This is a genomic window from Apibacter muscae (assembly GCF_007845635.1).
In the GTDB taxonomy this organism is placed as follows: Bacteria; Bacteroidota; Bacteroidia; order Flavobacteriales; family Weeksellaceae; genus Apibacter; species Apibacter muscae.
Map to the genome: position 1 here is coordinate 22,715 of NZ_SELG01000031.1, position 20,531 is coordinate 43,245.

Consider the following 20,531-nt stretch of genomic DNA (forward strand, 5'->3'; position numbering starts at 1 on the left):
TAAAAAAAAATTATATAAAGAAATAATATTAGCATTAATATTTAATTTATTGTAAAATTTATCAATAAAAAGCATTTTTGTTTACATTATTTTAACTAAAACAGTAATTTTGTTAAAATAATTTTAAAATATATGCGATCTATTTTACTAGCACTTTCTATAACTTTTTTAACTTATATACAGGGGTGGGGGCAAATAGGTATAAACACAGATGTTCCAAATGCAACACTTGACATCGTAAATGGCAATGAAGCTGTCCCCCCAGGGGTCATTGCTCCAAGAATATCATCGGAAGATTTGTATTCCATCGCACATACATATACCAAGGAACAAAACGGGGCCATTGTATATATAACAACGCCATATTCTGGATCTGACGAAAGCTTTAAATTGGTTGACTCTCCCGGCTATTATTACTACAATTTTTCAAAATCCATGTGGATTCCTTTCGGAGGTGATACAGAGCCTTGGAATAATATAGAAACAGCTACCACAGCAACCTCAAATTCACAAAACATATATCAACTCGGCAGTGTTGCCGTAGGAAACTCATCTATAGACAAAAATGCTCAGCTAGACATTTCTTCATCCAGCAAAGGAGTATTGATTCCTAGACTTACCATTTCTGAAAGAAATGCAATAAAAGAGCCTTCCAATGGTTTATTAATTTTTAATAATACAACCAATTGCCTAAATTATTTTGTAACAGAAATAAGTAAATGGCTAAGCCTATGCGGAGATCTTGGCCCTGCGAATCTAAGCTTATTAAGCTGTGATGCTCCTACTGGCCCACAGGGAAAATATAAGGCTGGAACGAATATTACTGGTAACACTACCAATACCTATACCGTTGTGGTTAAAGTTGATGAACCGGGTTCTTATTCCATATTGGTCAATACTACCAATGGATATTCATTTAGTAACTCAGGAACATTTACTCAAACCGGTGAATTTACTATTGTTTGTACCGGTCAAGGCACACCATTAAAGGAAGGCCAAGATATTCCAACAATTATGATTAATGGGGCACCTTCAATAATAAATTGTAAATTGCCTCCTATATCCGTAGATCCAGCAAGTGCAAAAGTTACAATTTCCGAATGTGAATCTCTTAAAGCTACAGGTAATTATTTTTCTGAAGAAACATTATCCTCCTCTACAAATTTTATAGATATACCAGTAACTGTAATTGGTGAAGGAGCTTTTATAATGGAGACTAATTCCGTTAATGGATTTGTTTTTTCTTCTAATTCTATAATTGTAAGTCCTGCTACAAAATCTATTAGATTATATGCTACAGGTGTACCCACCAACACTGGTAATTATACATTTAGCATAAATGGATATACGTGTACATTTAATATTCTCGTTACTACTAATTTAGGCACCTTTAAAAAACCTGCAGATAGATGCTCTAGCATACTTGAAAAAGATCCTAGTTCAGTGGATGGTTACTATTATATTAAGGGTGGAACAAATTCCTATAAAACTTATTGTGATATGACGGGAGGAGGATGGACTCTAGTTAAATCCTATTCTGAAAAAGCCGTTTTAAACAGTGGTACCAAGTGGACAGCCAATGCTGGTTTTAATATTAATGACCCTACAAATGTAATCACTACTGAAACGGGTGTGGTAGATCTTACTGCCTTTAGACTACCATTGTCCGTGGTTCAATCCATATCTAGCGAGAATAAATATAAATTTCTAATTAAACAAGATATTAATGCTGCTCCTTCTAAGGATCTCTGGGCTGTAGATAACTACTTAATTACTAATATTATCTCGGGTGGAAATCCAACTACAGGAGATTATACTTCTCCTGGATTTACATCAGAAGGAAAACTTTTTAGTTATTCTTTAACAAAACCAACAGCAGGAAACAGAATTCATATTTACAATGGAAAAAGCTATACCAATGCCAACGGCTTCTGGAATCAAGGCTTTTTTGCTGGATTTTATGGTGCTAATGGAGGCGCTAGCTCTTCAACTTCTGAATCATTAGCCTTTACAACTCCAGATGGAAGTGTAGATTACGTTTTTCCGTATTATATTAATGATTTGTGGACTTTGTACACTCCGGAGAATCAATTAAATCATCATATTGGCAAATGTAGAGTAGCTAATAATTCAACTTCTGCGGAGGGTCCCGATTATGGAGGCCTTGCAAACTGTTCTGGCAACCTTAACTACAGAACTCCACATACCTTCAATAATGGAGAGGGAAGAATTATTCAGTCTTACATAAAATAAATTATATCTCTATAAAAAAGGGCTTTATTCAAATAAAGTCCTTTTTTTTATTTTAATGCATTTTATTATAGAATTGAAAAATATACTATCACAGTATTCTATTATAAATTCATAAACAAAATCTATATGTAAAATAAAATTATTGCTAGAACTTGAATTAATTATTGAAAAATATAATTTTATGATTAAACTCTAGATAAATATACCAAATAATCTTTTTTTTAAATATTTGATAATCATAATTAATTTAAAATTTTTACAATATTTTAAATTGTTCACAAAATAACTAATAAATATTTTTGTATAAAATATTTATTAGTTATTTTAATTAAATCATTCACTGTATTTAGTATTTTATGTTTTATTATAAATAACAATAAATAATTATTTTATATTTTTATGGTATAAACTCAAAAGCATTAATTTATGAGACTAATTTATCCTTCAATTTGTATAGCACTGCTTTATTCATTTCAACTTCGGAGCCAAGTAGGCATAAATACAGATATGCCGAATGCGACATTTGAAGTAATGAAAGGAGAAGATCTAGTTCCACCTGGAGTGATCGCTCCAAGAATTTCTTCGGAAGAATTATCTACTTTGGGGTATTTATACACTGAAGCGCAAAGTGGAGCTATCGTATACATCACCACACCATTTCCTGGTACGGATGAAAAATTCAAATTGGTGAATGCTCCCGGATATTACTACTATAATTTCCCAAGATCCATTTGGATACCCTTTGGGGGAGATACACAGCCTTGGAATAATGTAGACCTTGCTACTACTGCTACTTCTAACACGCAAAATATATATCACCGTGGAAATGTTGTTATTGGAAACTCTGTTATTGATAAAAATGCTCAGTTGGAAATTGCATCTTCGAGTAAAGGAATTTTAATTCCTAGACTTACTAATTCTGAAAGGAATACCATAAATGATCCTGCCAATGGCTTAATTATTTTTAATACTACTACCAATTGTTTAAATTATTTTTCAACTGACGCAAACAAGTGGTTAAGTCTTTGTGGTGATTTTGGACCTGCAAATCTAAATCTTGTAAATTGTGATTCTCCAACAGGCCCAAAAGGCTCATTTAAAGCTGGAGTAAATACCACTGGTAATTCTGGTAATGCCTATACAGTTGTAATAAATGTAAATGAACCTGGCTCTTATTCAATTGAAGTAAATACGGACAATGGATATTCTTTTAGGAAGACTGGTACCGCTACACATACAGGTGAATATACAATTGTGTGTGAAGCACAGGGTACTCCTATGAGGGAAGGAAGCGATATACCTACAATTACTATAAATGGTGTATCCTATACAACAAATTGCTCATTACCTCCTATAACTGTTGAACCAGCCAGTGCAAAAGTTACAATTAATGATTGTAGCTCATTAACCCCTGTGGGAGATTATTATTCTAATGAATTATTATCATCATCAAAAAACTATATAGACATTCCAGTTACAGTGACCGGAGAAGGCTCCGTCATACTAAAAACAAATTTAGAAAATGGGTTTAGTTTTTCTTCAAATTCTGTCACGGTTAATCCATCTACAAACACGATTAGGCTGTATGCTTCAAGAGCTCCTATAAATACAGGAATTACTTCCTTTACAATTGAAGGATACAGTTGCTCTTTTAATGTAAATGTTACCTCTAATTTAGGTTCCTTTAAAAAACCCGCGGACAGATGTTCAAGCATATTAGCTAAAAACCCAAATGCAGCCGATGGTTTTTACTTTATTAAAGGCGGAACTGATTCTTATAAAACCTATTGTGATATGACGGGAGGAGGATGGACTTTGGTTAAATCTTATTCAGAAAAAGCTGCTTTAAACAGCGGTACCAAGTGGACTGTCAATGCAGGCTTTAATGTTAACGATCCTACCAATGTGATCACTACTGAAACCGGCGAAGTGGATCTTACTGCTTTTAGACTACCTTTATCAGTGGTTCAATCTATCGCTTCAGAAAATAAATATAAATTTTTAATTAAACAGGATATTAACGCTGCTCCTTCCAAAGATGCTTGGGCTGTGGATAATTATTCAATAAATACTGTTTTTTCCGGGGGTAATCCAACCACAGGAGACTATACATCCGTTGGCTATACTACAGAAGGAAAACTTTTTAGTTATTCTTTAACTAAACCAAGCACACAAAATAGAACACATATTTATAACGGTACTAGTTATAACAATGCTTATGGTTTTTGGAATCAAGTCTTTTATGCCGGTTATTACGGTGTTTGGGGAGGAGCCAGTAGATCAACCACTGAAACATTGACTTATACAACACCAGACGGTGGAACAGATGTGGTTTACCCATATTACATTAACGATTTATGGACGTTATACACCCCTGAAAATCAATTAAATCACCACATAGGAAAATGTAGGGTAGAGAACAATTCCAGTTCTGCAGAAGGCCCTGATTATGGGGGACTTTCAAGTTGTTCTGGTAACTTTAGTTATAGAACACCACATTCCTTCAATAACGGAGAAGGACGTATAATACAATCTTATATTAAATAAATAATAACAATTAAAAAAGGTCTTAAAATTTATTGAGACCTTTTTTTTATAAATTTTTCTATTTCTTGTTTAAACTTGTCATAATTTCCCGAAGGAATTACAGTAACATTTTCAGCAGGCTTTATACCACATGCATCTGATATAATGACGGGAATACCTCTTGCTATCGCTTGAAGTATAATTCGAGGTGAATGTTATATATAGGCTGGATAAATGATTAATTCTATATTTTTAAAAATATCTTTAGAATCTGCATATTCAATGTATACATTATTCCAAAAAGATTTAGTTTCCATAGCATCTTTTTTAATCACTAATGGTAATTCAAATTCTTGCACAATTTTTCTTACTTCAAATGCTCCTTTTCTTGCAAGAGAAGATCCAGGAAATAAAACTTTTAAACCTTTCTCTAAAGTTATATTTTTTTCAATATTTATAGAACAGTTAAGAAGTATACTTTTTTGAAAGAATAACTCTGAAATTTTTCTATGAGGAGTAACTATTTTTCTAGCTTTTTTCAGTCCTTTATCCTCGTTAATAATAATAGAATTTGGAGCTCTATACTCATTTAATGTATTACTTTGCTGGTGTATATCATAAATTCCATCTAACTTTTTTTGTAAAATATCAATAGGATATCTATACATAAGAACATCAAAAGTCCTACCTCCCGTAAGATTATATTCAATAAAATAGGGTAATATATTTTGAGAAATAACTAAATGAGTAGTTTCAATTGGTATTAACTTTTCAATTTTTTCAACCACCCCCCCTATTCTTTTCTAATGATAATTTAAAAATATTTCCTTTTTTAAATTTACATTTTATGCATTGATAAATCTCTATTATGGAATAAGTAATTACTTCACCTTTATGAATAGTCCAAGATTTATTATCATTTTTTATTTTTTGTCTTTTAAAGAAAGGTAAAATTATAGTGGAATTATCCTCACTATAATTATTTATGTAATTCTCATACTCTGATGAATATTCATCTATAACATAGGTTGTTTTTGAAATGTTTTTTATATTTATTTTTGGATTATTAAGTATACATACTTGATTACCGCAAGTATAACAATCATTAATGATAGAGGTTTTTAAATAATTGTTATCTTCTATATCTCTCCGTACATTGTTTACTTTATTATAACTCTTAATAGTAACAATTAGTTTTTCTGATGTCATTTCCACCTCAATTCTAAAGGATTGAGTCGATAAAAATCTTAAATCTATATAATTCCATTTTACTGTAGCATCTCTATCTACTTCTGCTAATGAGCCTTCAACCACTAAAGAATGTCTATGACGCTCCAAAATTTTAAAATTTGCTTTTATAGCGGCATCGTACAATGCATTTGAAAGCTGGCATAATCCTCCTCCAATGGTGGGTAACAAACATCCTTCTCTTATTTCTCTTCCTACGACAAAGCCTCTTGATTTAAGAGGTTTACCTATATACTTCCAAAAACTAAAAGTTTCTCCTGCTGGTATTTCTAATCCGTTAATTTTTCTTGAAGCTATTCTAAGATTATGAATTTTCCCCGCTGTAAGTATCCTATGCTCCTTCTTTTCATTATTCGTCCATAAATCACTTTTTGAAATAGAAACCACTGGTAAATTTTTGAATTGATTTCCTACAGGAAATTTCTTTATTCTATGGAATTTATTTTGAAAATTTCTTTTTAAACACAATAAATTGGTTTTAACATAAAAAAGAAATGTCTTATACCTACTATGTTTTTGGGCTAATACATTTGCATCATGCTCTTTCATTTAAAACCTCATTGATAGATGCCAATATAATCTCGCAACCTTTTTCAATTTCTTCTTTAGTGATTGTTAAAGGAGGAGAAATTCTCATATATTCATTTCTGTACAATTGCCAAAAAACAATTAACCCGTTTTTCATGCATCTTTTAGCTACTTCTAATGTAAATTCAGGTGATTCAAGTTGAACCGCTAACATTAATCCTCTTCCGTTTATGGATCGTATACACGTATGTTGTAATTTTTCTCTAAATAACTTTTCTTTTTCATGCACCTGATCCATTAAATCTGTCGTTAATAATTCGTGCATTACAGCACATGCAGCGGCGGCTGGGACAGGATTTCCTCCAAAAGTGGTAATGTGTCCCAATTTTGGATTATCTGCCAAACTTTCCATCATTTGCTTTGATGTTGTAAAGGCACCAATAGGTATACCTCCTGCCATACCTTTACCCATCACTAAAATATCTGGGACGATATCATACCACTGAAAGGCAAATAATTTTCCGGTCCTACCAAATCCGGGTTGAATTTCATCTAAAGCCAGTAAAGCTCCTACCTCTTCGCATCTAGATTTAAGTTTTTTTAAATAATTATTTTTTGGAGTTAAAAAACCAGCAGCTCCTTGGATCGTTTCAACAAATACACCTGCTGTTTTTGAAGTAATTTTTTGTAAATCTTCTTCCTCATTAAATCTTATAAAATCAATTTGTGGCAATAAAGGCTCAAAAGGTACTTTATTTGTATCCCTTCCGGCTAAACTTAAAGAACCTTGTGAATTGCCGTGGTAGGCATCAATAAATGATATTATTTGTTGTCTTCCCGTATAACGTTTCACTAGCTTCATAGAAGCCTCAATAGCTTCCGTTCCGGAATTTACCAAATAGGTAGTATGCAACGGATCCGGTAAATTTTCTGCCAGCATCTTACATATCTGAACTGGTTTTTCCATTGCATATTCACCATAGACCATCACGTGCAAATATTTATCTACCTGGTCTTTAATTGCCTTAATTACTTTAGGGTGAGAATGCCCCAAGGTATTGGCAGATACACCAGCTACGAAATCTAGGTATGCTTTTCCATCTTTACCATATATGTAATTCCCTTCTGCCCTATCAACCTCAAAGCCTGAAGCAAAAAAAGTGGTTTTAGCTTGATATTTAAAAAAATCTTTTTGCAAATCTTCCATTCGTTTATTCTATTATTATAATCATATAAAAATAAGGGATATAACTTTTACCTAGCTATTTTTGTATTTTTTTATTCTTCCGGTAAATATTGATAATTATAGATTATTTTATTTTGTACCATAAACATTTTTTTAGGTGCAATCCAATCATATTTACCTACTACATAAAAGTAACTACGATTATTTGAATCAGTTTCAATGATAACTGATAAATCATCTTTACCCTCAGGATGATCAATATCTATTATTTTCCCTGATTGATTAAAATTTATTTTTCTTAAAGTCAAATCTAAAGAGTCTGAAATTAGTATTGGTATATAATTCTTATTTTCTTTATGTAATAATTCATGGTATTTATTTTGTAAACTAAATATAAGATCCATTACATTGCTATTAACTTTGACGGATAAGTTCCTTCCAGCCTCCACCTTAAAATCTACCAAATCATTGTCATTATCTGGGATAGAAATGATTAAAGGATATTTTGAGTTATTTACAAATTGAACAGATGATTCTTTTTTTTGATTTAACTTATTTTCTAAAATTAAAAAATATTTAACATCCTTATGCATTACTATTTTACTATTTTTAACCACTTCAAGTGAATCCCAATGAATAGTGGATAGCTTATTTCTATTTTCAATAAATATTTCTTTTTCAAAGTTTACTTCCTCTTTAAAATTTTTAATACTATTCTTTTCTTTATCAGTAAAAACTCCTTTATTAATTACTGACAAAAATCTTATTATTATAAATAAAGCAAGTATAAATCTAATTATATCTCTCTTTCTTATATTTCTTATATTTCTTATAGAGATATTTTTTTTCTTATATATTTTATGATTCTCAGAAATTAATAGTTTTAAATCCTCATTAATATTTTGAATAAGTTTTAATTCTTTAATTATTTGATAGCATAATTTTTTATTTTCAAATTGTATTTCTACTGAAAAATTTATTAATTCAGTAACTAATTTATCTATTTGGTCGTTCAGTGATTCAGGTAGTTTATTTACAAAGTTTGAAAATGGTTCATTTAACCAATCATTGATCTGTGGTAACTTAGTTACATAAGTATTCTTATTAACATTCTTAAGTATATGAGTTTTGTCAATCAAAAAATTTTTAAGACTTTCAGTCGCTAAAAATTCATCTTCAAGTGTATCAATAAAAACAAAAAAATCTAGCCATTCGTTAACGAGTTTAAAATTTTTACTACTTAAACATTTTTTAAATACTTTATTTATTGAATATGCAAAATAGGGAGAAATAAAAGGTTTAAAATTACAATTTTGTTTATTACATAAGCTTATCCATTTCCCTAAAATGGGAAGATTTATTTCTTGCCTTTCTAAAAAATTTAGTAAACTTTTGTTTTCCCAAATTTGAAGATGAAAATTAAATCTTTGCAAAAAATCATCTCGCTCTATTTCTTTAAATATTTGGTCTTTTGAATAATCAAGATTTTCTAAGGTAATGTAGCCTTCCTTTGCAAAGGAGAATTCAAGACCAATAATTTTTTTTACTTTTTTTATATCTAAGGATTCTTTATAATCTATATTACAATATTCAAAAAGCCTTATAGGAGATTGATAGTTCATTAGCCAATACCTGTACCTTTAAATTTTTTGTTATCTTCTTGTTTATAGTAATCACTTTGTTTGGTGAGATATATTAAATCAATCATTAATCTTTTAAGTTCTTTATAATGGCTGTATTTAATAGCATCTTCCCCTGCTTTGATCAACTGTTGGGCTGCTTTGTAATTTTTATATTCTTCTGGTTGTAGTGATTGTAATGCATAAAAACGTCCGGTAATATAGGTATAGGTGTTCCACAATATTTCCCATTGTAGATCTTCTAATAATTCTATGTTTTTTTGTAAAAATGATGAATTTTTTGATTTTAAAATATCATTTTCTTTTTCAATTATCTTAGTATATCTTTGGCTAAGAATTTCTTTATTTTCATCGGCCGAACTTAATATTTCTTCAATGTATTCTTTAATTTCTATATACTTAAATTGTAAGTTGCTTAATCGTTCTTTTCCTCCTATTTTATCAACTTCCTGAGAAATTCTTGCCATAGTATCTGCCAGTATATAACGTTTATCTGTAGCATCATTTTCCTTAAGAGTCATTAATTGTTTTCCACTTATTTCTAATTTTTTAAGGAGATTTTCTAATTCTATAGCCCAAATTTCATTTTGGTTAAAATTGAAATCTTTTAGATTTTTTCTGAGCTCTTTTTCAAGGTCTTGGTATTGTTCTTTTAACCGTGATATACTTATGTGTTTTTCAGATATAGAAAAATTATTTGTAAATTCCTGCTGAGTCATTACTAAAAAGGTATTTACTTTTAACTCTCTATCGTCGGAAATTGAAATTTGAATTTCTATATCAGAACCTTTAATAAGGTCTGAAGTTAAGTCTTTTCCTGTGATTTCAATACAACCAATGGGAAGGTTTGAGATAGCTCTTGCAAACCGATCTCCTTCTAATAAATTTATAACTATACTATCTTCAGAACCCTTTACAACTGTCTTGGATACTTCTCTATATAAGGTTTTTTTTAAGGGTAGTATACTGTTTTTTTCAAAGATTACTTCTAATTTAGTTTTATAATTTTCTTGATCGTCAATTTCTATGCAAATATCTTTAGGTAAAGGTTGTCCCAATATGTGGAATTGTCCTTGATTAATGGAAAACTCTTCCGTGAAAGAATTTATTTTCTCTCCATTAGAAGAGTAAATTTGCATTATAAAATGGTTGAGTGTATTGGTAAGAAGGGGTAAAAATTCTGTGAATTTAGATTTTAGAGGGATTAAGCCGGTATCAAACCCTCCATCCATTCGCATGATTCGATAATTTAATCCTTGATAATCTCCTTCTACTTTTACCAACAATACCTCTTCCTCCTCCTTACTCATTTGACTAAATCCTAAGTTCAGTTTAATATTTGGTTTCTCCTCTTGGGGGTCACCAAAATTTTCTAAATTCTCTAAGAAATCATTACTTTCTTGATTATTAATAACCATTTTCACTTTTTCTGTAGGTGTGTAAAACTTACTAGCAGCATAAAAACAGGCTCCAACTGCTACGGCTGTAGTAGGATCAATACTATTATTTACTGGTATTCCAGTTTTTATATTTAGCTGTTCTCTTACCCATGGAATATAAGTACTTCCTCCTACCAAAATTATTTCATGAATATCTTGCGGTTGAAGGTTATTTCTGTTTATAATGGTTTGTAACATTTCCAAGGTTTCTTCGATTTTAGGAGATATTAATAAATTAAAATCATCGACTGAGATAGGAAATGTTAAATCATAAAATACACCATCAATTTCCATAGATAAATCTATTTCTGATTTTGCTTGTGTAGATAATTCCTTTTTAACTTCTTCTGCTAAATAGAGTAAATGATAATAAATTTTTTCGTACTTGCCGTGCTTAGTCATTAATTGTTCAGCAAAATCAGATATTCCTGTCTTTTCTACTATTTTTGGAACTATTAAATGTTCAATGATTAAGGCATCAAAATCTACACCTCCTAAAAAATTATTTCCCTCATGATCTTTAATCTTCATTTCACCCTCTTTAATTTGAACCAAAGCTATATCAAAGGTTCCTCCTCCTAGATCATATACCAACCAATTCCCTTCTTTATCTTCCTTGGAATTATTAAAGTAGGCTAAACTAGCAGCTATAGGTTCTTGTAATAAAAATACTTCTTCAAACCCGGCTAATTTTCCTGCTTCTTTGGTTGCATTGGTTTGCATGGTATCGAAAGAAGCAGGAATGGTAATTACTACCGCCTCTGGGATCTCGTTAGTGTGTATAAAATTCTTTAATTCTCTTAAAATAAATGCTGAAAGCTCAATGGGAGTTACATTTTCATCTAAATTTACTACGTAAAACCGATCATCAGTACCCATTCTTCTTTTAAAGCCACTAAAAACATTTACCGGATCTTTAACAATATATTCTCTTGCTTTATCGCCTACTAGTGTACGTTCTTTTCTAAAGGCAACGACTGAGGCTAATGTATCTTTATGTCCTATAGGGTTTTTATATAATACAACTTTACCTTCCTCGTATTTACCTATTAATGAATTAGTTGTACCTAAATCTATTCCAAAATTTACAGTTTTCATAATAATGACTTACTAATAATTATTTATTTTCAACTAATACAATTCCTTTTTGAACTAAAGTAACTCCTTGATTCTGTTGTTTATAAATAATTGGTTTTATTACCTGAGTAATCTTCATATTTGTTGATTCTTTACCTACAAGGTTAGCTTCACAATCTGTACGAGTTTCCGAATATTTTTCTCCTAAGGGTACAATAATTTTATAACCTTCATCTTCAAAAATTGATAACATTCGGTTAACATTTCGCTCAATCTTACTGTATAAATTTTCTTTTTCAGCTTTTTGCTTAATTTCAATAAGTTGATTAATTAATAGAATAGAGTTATTCATAGTATGTACGTTTTGATTACAAAATTACTTAATTCATTTTTTACATTTTAATTTAATACTAATAAAATAAATGATATCACTTATAAATGCTTTTTATTAGGTGAAAAAAATTTAAACTATACAATTGCAACATAATTTTATAAAAAAATCTAAATAAAGATGAATAACTTTATATGTTTAAGAATATTTACTTTCATCTAAACACAATATCTACTATTTAACTTTATATATTTTGTAACTCACAAAAATTTAAAATGTTTGTAAAGACAATATTGTATAATGTTAAAGATTAATTCAATTAATACAATATTTTTTATATTTTTGTGAAAAATATAAAATACTATAAAAAAATTATTGTTATTCACATTAATTATTAATTTTTATTTAATTTCTTGTAAATCAGGAGACAAGAATGAATCTACTAAACAAGAAGAAATTACTTACAAAAAACCAACCCCACCTAAATCAGAAGGTCCTATAAGAGTTTTATTCGTGGGTAATAGCCATACAGAGTTTATAATTAGCTATCCAAAAATTCTTGAGGCCTTAGCCAAAGCCAATGATAAAAAAGTTGAAATAGAAACATTATTGGAAATGGGTGTAAGCGTTGATAAAATTTTATCTTATAATAAAAGCAAAGCTGAAAAGTTATTTGCTAAGAAGGATACAGATGGAAATTACTTCGATTATGTAATTATTCAAGAATCTACTCCTGTTGCTATTGATGAGACAGATGAATATCTAAATGACAGTAAAAAAGTAATTGAGCTTATTTCAAAAAACAGTCCAGAGGTTGCTACATATATTTATGAACTAGCTTCTCCATTTAATGTTACAGATAGTGATTTTAATAGCATTAAAGATCATTTAAGCAAACGTGCACAAGAGGTTGCTAAACAATTGACTAATGCTGAGGTATTACCTATAGGAACTATATTAGCTTCTGCCTACAACAATGATAAGGGTTATACTGCTGTAAAAGATGGCAAAGACCTATTACGTAATACAGATAATTCTAAACACCCTTTAAATGATGCTGGCTTTTTAAATTCTATTGTAATTTATAAATTTTTATTTGGAGAAACTCCTAAAATCCCTAATCAATTGCCTTTAGCTAAGGGAAATGAGCCGGGTAATTTTATTTTACAAGATGTAGATAAAGCAGTATCTAATCCGAAAGCATTAGAAGAAATTGCTGCTTCTTTTAAATAATATTTTTACTAGAATACTAAAAAAAGCATTAGGAATTAGTTCCTAATGCTTTTTTTAGTTATAAATATTTATTAAAATTCAATATCCCATATTCCTGATACTCTTTCCAATTCAATTAAGGAAGATGCGTAGTTGAAAATAGTTTCGTAATAGCTTTTTTGTACATCATTATGGGTTCTTTGCGCATCTAACAACTCCAATAATGATGTCTCTCCTCTTTGATAACTATACATTTTACCTTTTAAAATTTCTTCAGCCTGTTTTAACAAATGATCTTTAAATTGTTTTACTTGTTTTTGAGAGGTATTATAATTATTATAGGCTTGAGTTATTTCTGTTTGAATTTGTAATTCAATTTGTTTGTATTCAAGATTTGATTTTTGTATCGTATATTCTGCAATCTTTTTTTCTCCTTTTCTATTATTAAGAAAACGTAGTGGAATATTTAATCCCGCAACAACCCCTGTATGATAAGGAGATGGAGCTTCTTCATTCGTGGCTTTACCATTGAGCTGTAGTCCAGCACTTATTCCTAGATCCATGATTCTATTGGCATTGGCTAGTTTTAACATTTCTTCTGAAACTTTTACATTTTGTATCCCAGCCATTGCGTCTGCTCTATTGTTTTGCGCTGTTGTTATTAATTGCGAAAGATCAAAATTTCTATCAAATTTATTTAAGTCCCCTTCTGTCATCCACCATTGATCTGTTTGAGATTTTCCCATAACCAGGGATAAATTTATTATCGAATTTTGCCACTCCGTTTCTGCTTCATAAATCTCATTAAGCATAGACTGTGCTTCAAATTTACTTTGTCTTGCATCAATATGCGCGATTACACCTAGCTTATAACGTAAACTGTCAGACTTTGCCAATTGTTCTAACATATCATAAGATCTTTTTTGTACGTCTAATAGTTGTTTGTTTTGCAAGGTTTGTAAGTAAAGCAATGTTGCATCTGCTCTAAGATTATTATAAAAATTTTGTAATAAATACTTGTTTAGCTCCACTTCACTTTTAGCTAGATTAATTCTAGCTTTTCTTTTGCCTCCTAATTCTATGGTCCATCCCAATCCTATTTCCATAGAATTCCCCATGCTTTTATTATTGCTTCCTCCCTCTAAACCAAGTTCTACATCTGGAATTATTTTAGCAACATCAATTTCAGCTTCTGCTAAACTTACATTAAATTTTTCGGCGGCATATTCCAGATTATTTTCCGCAACTTGCTTTATAAACTCGCTATAGGTAATTATTTGACTTTCTACTTCTTGCCGTGTTTGCGATTGAGTGTGTAAAATGTTTATTAAAAACGAAGCTGTAAAAAATATGGATTTTATTATTTTCATACCGTTTAAGAAGTTTTAGTTTTGTTTGGGTCAAACCTTTTTTCAATCATATAATATAAGGCTGGAAGTGCAAATAAGGTTATTATAGTTGAAAATAACAATCCGTAAACAATTACTGTTGCTAAAGGTCTTTGTACATCTGAACCTATACCGGTAGCCAATGAGGCCGGAAACAGTCCTAATACAGCTACGGTAGCTGTCATTAACACTGGTCTAAAACGGTGCTTTGCTCCCTCTATGACTGCTTGTAAAAGATTTATTCCTTCTTTTCTAAGAACATTAATATGCGAAACCATAATTACCCCATTTTGAATAGCTATTCCTGATAGGGCAATAAACCCTACGGCTGATGATACATTTAGCGTCATTCCTCTAATATTAAGCGCTAACATACCTCCAAATAAAGCCATAGGGACAATACTCAAAAGTAAGGCGGCTAGGCGGAATTTGCCAAAGGCGGCATATAGCATTACAAATATTATGGCTAACGTTATAGGAACAATCACTGCTAAACGTGCATCTGCTCTGTTTTGATTTTCAAATTGTCCACCCCATTTGATATGATATTTTTTGTGATCATATTTTACTTGTTCTTCAATCTTTTTTTGGGCATCCTTTAAAAGTTCACTTAAATCCCTATTTCTTATGTTTAATTTTACAGTTAAATGTCGTTTATTCATTTCTCTGGTTATGGTACTCTCGCCGGTACTTAACTTTATATCTGCCACTTGTGATAATGGAATTTTTGCTCCGGTGGAAGATGTTAACATTAAGTTGGCTATTTTATCCGGTGAATTTCTACTTTCTTCGTTGTATCTACAAATAATATCATACACTTTGTTCCCTATGAAAATTTGAGAAATTGCTTTCCCTCCAATAGCAACTTCTATTAGTTCTGCTACATCGGAAACATTTAACCCATACTGTGCAATCTTATCTCTATTGGCTACAATTTGTAATTGTGGTAAAGGGGGTTCTTGATCTATGGCTAAATCAACGGCACCATCTACAGTTTTTAAAGTTTTCATAATATCCTCTGAAATCCTACGAGTTTCTTTAAAATCATCTCCATATACTTTAACAACTAGTTCACTATGTGCACCTGAAATTTTATCCATTACTCCATCAATCATGGGTTGCGAGAAACCAACGGTATATCCGGGCATTTTTTCATATTCTTTCTCCAACTCATTAATTAAGTCGTATTTGGTTTTTCCTTTGGGCCATTCTTTATAGGGCTTTAAGCCTACTGAAACTTCAAAATGAGAAGCGGTCCAAGGATCTGTTCCATCATCATTTCTTCCAGCTTGAACCATTACATAGGTTACTTCTCCATATTTCATGGTTTTAGCTCTTAGTTCATCACTTAGTTCTTTAGATTTTTCTAATGAAATTCCTGGAGGTAATTGAACTTGTAACCATATGGAACCTTCATCTAACGGCGGTAAAAAATCCTTCCCAACTATATAAGTAAGCCCCCCCGTAACTAGAAGAACTATGGATAAGGGTATAAATATTTTCTTTGGCTTTTGCATAATTTTTTTTATGCAATTGTGATAAATGTTGGTTAGCTTTTCAAGCCAACGATTATGATAAATTTTTTGAGGTTTTTTATAAATTACATATGCTAAACCGGGGATTAATAGTAGTGCTACCAATAAAGCTCCAAATAAGGCGTAGCCTACTGTAAATGCCATAGGTGTAAATAATTTTTTTTCTACTCTTTCAAAAGCAAACAAAGGTAGGTAGGCTGTAATTATAATAAGTGTGGAGAATAAAATAGGCTTAGCTACTTCCGTTGCTCGCTGAGCTATGGTTTTCTCTTTAAAAGTTTCATTTGGGTGTTCTTCTCTTCTCTTCAGTATAGTTTCCATCATAACAATCGCTCCATCTACAATTATCCCAAAATCTATGGCTCCTAGGGATAATAGGTTGGCAGGAATATTAGTAAAATGCATTAGAATAAATGCAATTAATAAGGAAAGAGGTATGGTTATAGCTACCAACAATGCACCTCTCCAACTTCCTAAAAAAACAATTAAAACGATTACAACTAGGGTTACTCCTTCTAAAAGCGTATGAGAAACCGTATTTAATGTAGTGTTAACCAATTCGGTTCTATCCATGAATGGGTGAATTTTAACTCCTTTGGGTAAAGTTTCATCGTTTAATTCATGAATTGCTTTATGAACTTCTTCTAGTACTACGGATGGATTTTCTCCTTTTAATAGTAGAACTACTCCTTCTATGCTTTCTGAATAATTCCTATTTTTATCGGTATATCCTAGTATTCCTTTTCTTTCAATATTTCCATACTTCAAATCTCCAATATCATTTAGCAATACAGGAACTCCATTTTCTGATTTAACAACTATTTTACCTAAATCTGATAAATCTTTGACTAATCCTATGCCTCTGATTACATATCCTAAATCTCCTCTAGGCAATACACTGCCTCCGGCGCTAACATTGTTATTTTCAATGGTTTCAGTAACCTCTGAGAGGGTTAAATTGTATTGATCTAATTTCTGTGGATTTAGTTCTATTTGAAATTGGGTGGTAATACCTCCAAAATTAGTAACATCTGCGATTCCAGAGACTTGTTTAATTCTTGGAATAATAACAAAATTTTGTAAATCCGTAAGTTCTCTTAGATCGTGGTTGTCACTTTCAATAATATATCTATAGATTTCCCCAATAGGCGAAGTTAAAGGATCTAATTCAGGAACAGCACTATAGGGCAATTCCACTTCATTTAATCTTTCCTGTATTCTTGTTCTTGCCCAATAATCTTCCACTCCGTCATTAAAAACTATGGTAATTATAGACAAACCAAAGGTACTTTTACTTCGCATAACATTCATTCCTGGAAGACCATTTAAAGCTCTTTCTATAGGTATGGTTATTTGCTGTTCAACCTCTTCGGCTGCCAATCCAGGAACTTGAGTTACTACCTGAGAGGTAACATCTGCTATGTCTGGATAGGCTTCAATGGATAGCTGTTTCCATGAATAATACCCAAAGGCTGCTAATAAACTGAATAATATTACCATTACCCAGCGTTTATCTATGGCTGTTACTATTATTTTATACATCGGTCTTATTCTTTATAGTTTATTGCGCATCTAATAAATAAATGCCTCCTTCATTTACATACGTATCTCCAGGTTTTAAGCCAGATTTTATTCTAACTTTATCTTCTGATATGTTTTCTGTGACAACTTCTTTTTTAATGTACTTATTCTTCCCTACTTGCACATATACAAATTGATTTTCGCTATTTTGTAATATTGCTTTTGCAGGTACAATTATGGCAGAGGTTGGAGAATCAGAAAAAAGAACATTAACATACATTCCAGGTTTTAAATTTCTATCTGAATTATCGCTTTCCACAAAAACTTCAACACTTCTGGTACTTTCATCTATCATTTCATTAATGTGATAAATCTTACCATACAAGGTTTCTCCGGGCAAGGCTTCTGTCTTAATTTCCACCTTTTTTAAATTATGCAAAAAGCTCATGTTTTTTTCTTTCACTTGCCCTACAATCCACACTTTACTTAGTTCTGCTATTTTCACTATAGGCTCAGAATCTTCTTTAAGATACTCTCCCATAATAATATTATTAGTAACTATTTCTCCGGCAATGGGTGAAGTAACTACTAATGGCTGCCCCAATGACATATTAGAAAGATTAACATTGTATGTTTTTAATGCTGCTACTGCATTTTCAAGTGCCGATTTTTTAGTTAGAACGTCTGTATGAGCTTCTTCTAACTCTCGTTTTATACCTACCCCATGATTAAAAAGATCTTGTTGACGTTTTAAATTGGTCTGTGCCAAAGCCAATTCTTGTTTAGAATCAAAATATTCTTTTTGTGCATTAAAAAAATCAGGAGAACTTATTGAAAATAACGGGGCTCCTGCTACCACTTTTTCACCAAGATTTACATATGATTTTAAAACCCTACCTGAAAAAGGGGGTAAAATTTCTGCATAATTGGTTGGTATTGCACGCACTGTTCCAACTGTACTAATACTAGGGCTATATTCTCCAACGACTGCTTTTTCAGTCTTAATTTTGGGTATTATATTAGAACCCTCTGGAAGTACAAGGGTTTGACCTTCAATTATGAAATTTTTAGGAGTTTCTTCATAGGTACTTTTGTGGCATGAGAATAAGACTGTCACTACTGCTAACAGTATACTTATATTTATTTTTTTTATCATAATCCTCCTAATCTATTATTGTTTTCGCAATCAAATATTTAATCAATTGCAAAAGTAAGTAGTATTCGATAATTTCTTATAGGAAGTCTTTTAAAAAAAAATTAGAATTTTATTAGAAAATTATAGATGAGAAAGTATAACTGTAAATGTGGTTCCCAAATTTATTTTGCTTGAAACAATGATTTCTCCACCATGAAGTTTTATTATCTTCTCGGCTAAAGATAAGCCTATTCCACTCCCTTGCGCCCATTCTTTATTGTTTCCTCTATAAAAGGTTTTAAAAATTTTTTTTATTTCTTGCCTACTTATACCTATACCTTCATCCTTGAAACGAATTTCAATCTTTGAGTTAACTATTAGTATGCTTACTTGTGTTTTATGATCTTGAGAAAATTTACATCCGTTTTCAATTAAATTTGCAAAAGCAACTTTTAAAAGATATTCATTCCCATTTACATGAATCTCATTTTCTTCGTGAAATTCATTTTCAAAGGAAAGATTGATACGATAGTTATTATTTATTCTTTTTACTTGTTCACAACTATCCAATAATATTTCATCTATTCGTACAGGTTTAATAGCTATTTGTGAAGGATCGTAACTTGCTTTGGCAAAATCCAATAAATTGTTGGACAGTTTTACTATTTTATTTGCATCCATCCATGCTTTATGCAAAGTGGTTTGATAATCTTCTGTAGTATTTTCTCTTTGTAGTGCTATTTCTATTTCTGTAATTATAGCGGCTAAAGGAGTTCTTATTTCGTGTGAAATATTGGAAACAAATTTTTTTTGGGAATCAAAAGAATTTTCTAACCGATCCAACATTTGATTGAAAGTTTGAGCCAATTTAGTTAATTCATCTTTGTTCTTATTGATCTTTAAACGATAATCCAAACGATTGGCTGAAATTTCATTTATATTATCCGTCATCTCCGTTATGGGTTGAAAAATTCTCTTTACAAAATAATAACCGGTGAGGTAGATAAAGAAAATGGAAATAACTATTAAAAAAATAGAGTTTTTTAATAATAGATGAAGTTCCTTGTAACCAAATTGATCGTAAGCAGCCGCTGTAATTATATAGGTTTTGTTTTTAAATTTATGTTTTAAACCTATCACCTGCCACTGATCTTGATAAAATTTAAGTTCTCCTTTAACCTTAATTTCATCTAACATAGAACGAGTTTCTTTCACAAAATCTATATCTATTGCATCGTGATAAACAAGTGTATAATTTTCATCGTATATGGCTACTTCTACCTCATCTATAATTTGAGAATTATTGTAGTATATATTTTGAAGTATTTGAGGAGGAACCTTTGCATCTATAAACAAATTGAATTTTGTAATCGCTTCCTTGGTAAGTAATTCGTAAAATTCATTACTTCTATTTTTTTTGGCTGTAAAGTAAATAATTACTGAAAAAAAAATTAGAATACTTACTGAAATAAGTGTAAATAATAGAGTTAATCGATTACGAATTTTCATTCC

Annotated in this window: 13 protein-coding genes; 3 read left to right on the forward strand and 10 right to left on the reverse strand. The window is 30.8% G+C overall.

Annotated features, from left to right (window positions below):
- Nucleotides 1-132 precede the first annotated feature (132 nt).
- Nucleotides 133-2,253, forward strand: a complete 2,121-nt coding sequence (locus tag ETU08_RS04150) for a fibrinogen-like YCDxxxxGGGW domain-containing protein (RefSeq protein WP_146261759.1) — start codon at nt 133-135, stop codon at nt 2,251-2,253.
- A gap of 426 nt (nt 2,254-2,679) precedes the next feature.
- Entirely contained in the window at nt 2,680-4,800 is a 2,121-nt protein-coding gene (locus ETU08_RS04155) for a fibrinogen-like YCDxxxxGGGW domain-containing protein (protein WP_146261760.1), read from the forward strand.
- 194 nt (nt 4,801-4,994) lie between these two features.
- Here the strand turns inward: ETU08_RS04155 and ETU08_RS04160 are convergent, their stop codons facing one another.
- From ETU08_RS04160 to ETU08_RS04185, 6 genes are all read right to left on the reverse strand, one after another.
- Nucleotides 4,995-5,567, reverse strand: coding sequence for a hypothetical protein (locus tag ETU08_RS04160; protein ID WP_146261761.1), 573 nt, complete (start codon nt 5,565-5,567; stop codon nt 4,995-4,997).
- Complete coding sequence (locus tag ETU08_RS04165) at nt 5,560-6,576, reverse strand: VanW family protein (RefSeq protein ID WP_146261762.1); 1,017 nt, start codon at nt 6,574-6,576, stop codon at nt 5,560-5,562. The genes ETU08_RS04160 and ETU08_RS04165 overlap by 8 nt, the downstream gene beginning before the upstream one ends.
- The gene (locus tag ETU08_RS04170; RefSeq protein WP_146261939.1) at nt 6,563-7,753 is read right to left on the reverse strand and encodes an aspartate aminotransferase family protein; all 1,191 of its coding nucleotides are present in this window, start codon (nt 7,751-7,753) and stop codon (nt 6,563-6,565) included. The genes ETU08_RS04165 and ETU08_RS04170 overlap by 14 nt, the downstream gene beginning before the upstream one ends.
- Before the next feature lie 80 nt (nt 7,754-7,833).
- On the reverse strand, nt 7,834-9,363 hold the full coding sequence (locus ETU08_RS04175; protein WP_146261763.1) for a hypothetical protein: 1,530 nt from the start codon (nt 9,361-9,363) through the stop codon (nt 7,834-7,836).
- A complete protein-coding gene (locus ETU08_RS04180; protein ID WP_146261764.1) occupies nt 9,363-11,918 on the reverse strand; it encodes an Hsp70 family protein in 2,556 nt (851 codons plus the stop codon). The genes ETU08_RS04175 and ETU08_RS04180 overlap by 1 nt, the downstream gene beginning before the upstream one ends.
- A 19-nt stretch (nt 11,919-11,937) precedes the next feature.
- On the reverse strand, nt 11,938-12,249 hold the full coding sequence (locus tag ETU08_RS04185; RefSeq protein WP_146261765.1) for a hypothetical protein: 312 nt from the start codon (nt 12,247-12,249) through the stop codon (nt 11,938-11,940).
- Between the two features lie 354 nt (nt 12,250-12,603).
- On the opposite strand from ETU08_RS04185, the gene ETU08_RS04190 reads away from it, so the two are divergent.
- A complete protein-coding gene (locus ETU08_RS04190) occupies nt 12,604-13,461 on the forward strand; it encodes a hypothetical protein (RefSeq protein WP_260391061.1) in 858 nt (285 codons plus the stop codon).
- A gap of 71 nt (nt 13,462-13,532) precedes the next feature.
- Here the strand turns inward: ETU08_RS04190 and ETU08_RS04195 are convergent, their stop codons facing one another.
- The 4 genes from ETU08_RS04195 to ETU08_RS04210 all read right to left on the reverse strand — a co-directional run bounded on the left by ETU08_RS04195 (nt 13,533) and on the right by ETU08_RS04210 (nt 20,528).
- Entirely contained in the window at nt 13,533-14,810 is a 1,278-nt protein-coding gene (locus ETU08_RS04195) for a TolC family protein (RefSeq protein WP_146261767.1), read from the reverse strand.
- A gap of 5 nt (nt 14,811-14,815) precedes the next feature.
- The gene (locus ETU08_RS04200) at nt 14,816-17,905 is read right to left on the reverse strand and encodes an efflux RND transporter permease subunit (RefSeq protein WP_146261768.1); all 3,090 of its coding nucleotides are present in this window, start codon (nt 17,903-17,905) and stop codon (nt 14,816-14,818) included.
- A gap of 19 nt (nt 17,906-17,924) precedes the next feature.
- Nucleotides 17,925-19,040, reverse strand: a complete 1,116-nt coding sequence (locus ETU08_RS04205; protein WP_146261769.1) for an efflux RND transporter periplasmic adaptor subunit — start codon at nt 19,038-19,040, stop codon at nt 17,925-17,927.
- 120 nt (nt 19,041-19,160) lie between these two features.
- Nucleotides 19,161-20,528, reverse strand: coding sequence for a sensor histidine kinase (locus ETU08_RS04210; RefSeq protein WP_146261770.1), 1,368 nt, complete (start codon nt 20,526-20,528; stop codon nt 19,161-19,163).
- Nucleotides 20,529-20,531: the final 3 nt, after the last annotated feature.